This window comes from Treponema sp. R80B11-R83G3 (assembly GCF_054786115.1).
Genome location: NZ_BDHF01000191.1, coordinates 1 through 1,683 on the forward strand (window position 1 = coordinate 1; position 1,683 = coordinate 1,683).

A 1,683-nucleotide genomic window follows, 5' to 3' on the forward strand; every position below is an offset into this window, starting at 1 on the left:
GATGAATTATGAGAAAGAAAACTCCGCAGAACAATGTATTCTGGAGCAAAAAAACGCGATTTATTTCTTTGATACCGGCCACATTGAGTTTAAAGGGGTTATGATCCCTACCTGCGAAGTTGTTTTTATCCCGTGTTATGGCAACATAATCTACAGAACCACCTACTCCAATATTCACTTCTTGTATCCATTCAATATTTGTCCAATGAGATAAATACTTTTTTCTAACGGTGTCAAACATTATACTTTCCTTAAAGCGTTGAGGACAAATGATTACTGGTTCAAAATCTTGTAGAAAATCACCTTTATACCCAATAGTACAAATTCCAACCTTTATGTGTGGTTCACTTTTACGAGGTTTCACGCAAGTTCCCTTAATGAATGGGCAGTACTGCTGTTGGATTTCGGTCTTTAAATCAACAGTATCATCTACATAAGGACAACCAAAAATTTCTGTTGGGCGTTTTCCTAAAAGAGGTCTTTGCATACAAATTCCATCCTTTTTTTTGCAGTTATATTGTATTGTTCACATAAATCTATACCTATACCTCGTCTGTTAAATTTGACTGCTGTATATACAGTGCTTCCAGTTCCAGAAAAAGGATCAAGTACAATACCATCAACTGGACAAGTAGCTTTAATTGGATTCACTAATAATTCTTCGGGAAATACCGCATAATGCGTATCTTTTCGCCATGTGTCTTCTGGTGCAATCCGCCAAATATCAGAAGGGATATGTCCATTCGCTCCCATGCGTAAAAAGAAATAGCCTTTTGTTGCAAGTTCTTTTGCTCGTCCACTCGTATTTTCATTGTCGCTATGATAAGTACGTTGTTGACCACGAATAGTCATTCTGAAATCAACAATCTTTCCTTGTTCCATATCTTTAAGCGTTTCTTCCAATGCTTTCATTGCATTAATTTTTTCTTCTCCAGAAAGAACAATACTGTTTTCAATTTGTTGTCTATACTTTTTTCCACTTACTCCAGTAGCAGATACTAATTCACCATTATATTTTTTGGGTTTGCGAACAGGTTGAATACGAATTTCATTATGATCATAGTAATATTTTTTTTCTTTTACAAAGTAGAAGATATGTTCATAAACATCTCGCAATCTATCTTTACAGCTTTGAGTTCCTTTCATCTGATCCCAAATAACATCATTCCGTAAAATCCAACCTGTATCAATAAGACTTAGCGCCACCCTCCATGGCATACCCATCAATGCTTTATCATTAAACTTATCTCCAAGATTTAGCCATAAGGAACCTTGACTGTTTAAAACACGTTTTATTTCATTGAAAACAAGAGTAAGTTTGTATATATATTGTTGGAAATCAATCTCATTACCTATTTCTAGTGGATTTTTGTTATTTTCATACTCCCGTAATTGCCAATATGGGGGTGATGTAATAACGCAATCTATCGTATTATTTGGGAATCTTTTCAAAACTTCTAATGCATCCCCAATAATAAAGGCATAAGATTTTCTCCCTTGTAAAACATCATTGAATTCATCCACTTTAAATACCCCTAAATTATCATATAGGAAATATTAATTTTACTCAAGTCCCTAAATTTTGGATATTTATACCTGTTATAGGGCTATTTTAGCTATCTGAAATTAAAATATATGATTTTAAATAATATAAGAAAAATTAAAGAAACAATAATATACGCC

General features: G+C 33.5%; 2 protein-coding genes. Both read right to left on the bottom strand.

Annotated features, from left to right (window positions below; translation table 11 throughout):
* Positions 1 to 487: hypothetical protein (locus ACYVRH_RS12480; RefSeq protein WP_461257227.1), on the bottom strand; the 487-nt coding region annotated here is incomplete at its 3' end.
* The gene (locus ACYVRH_RS12485) at positions 469 to 1,524 is read right to left on the bottom strand and encodes a DNA-methyltransferase (protein ID WP_461257228.1); all 1,056 of its coding nucleotides are present in this window, start codon (positions 1,522 to 1,524) and stop codon (positions 469 to 471) included. The genes ACYVRH_RS12485 and ACYVRH_RS12480, both read right to left, overlap by 19 nt.
* Between the last annotated feature and the right edge of the window lie 159 nt (positions 1,525 to 1,683).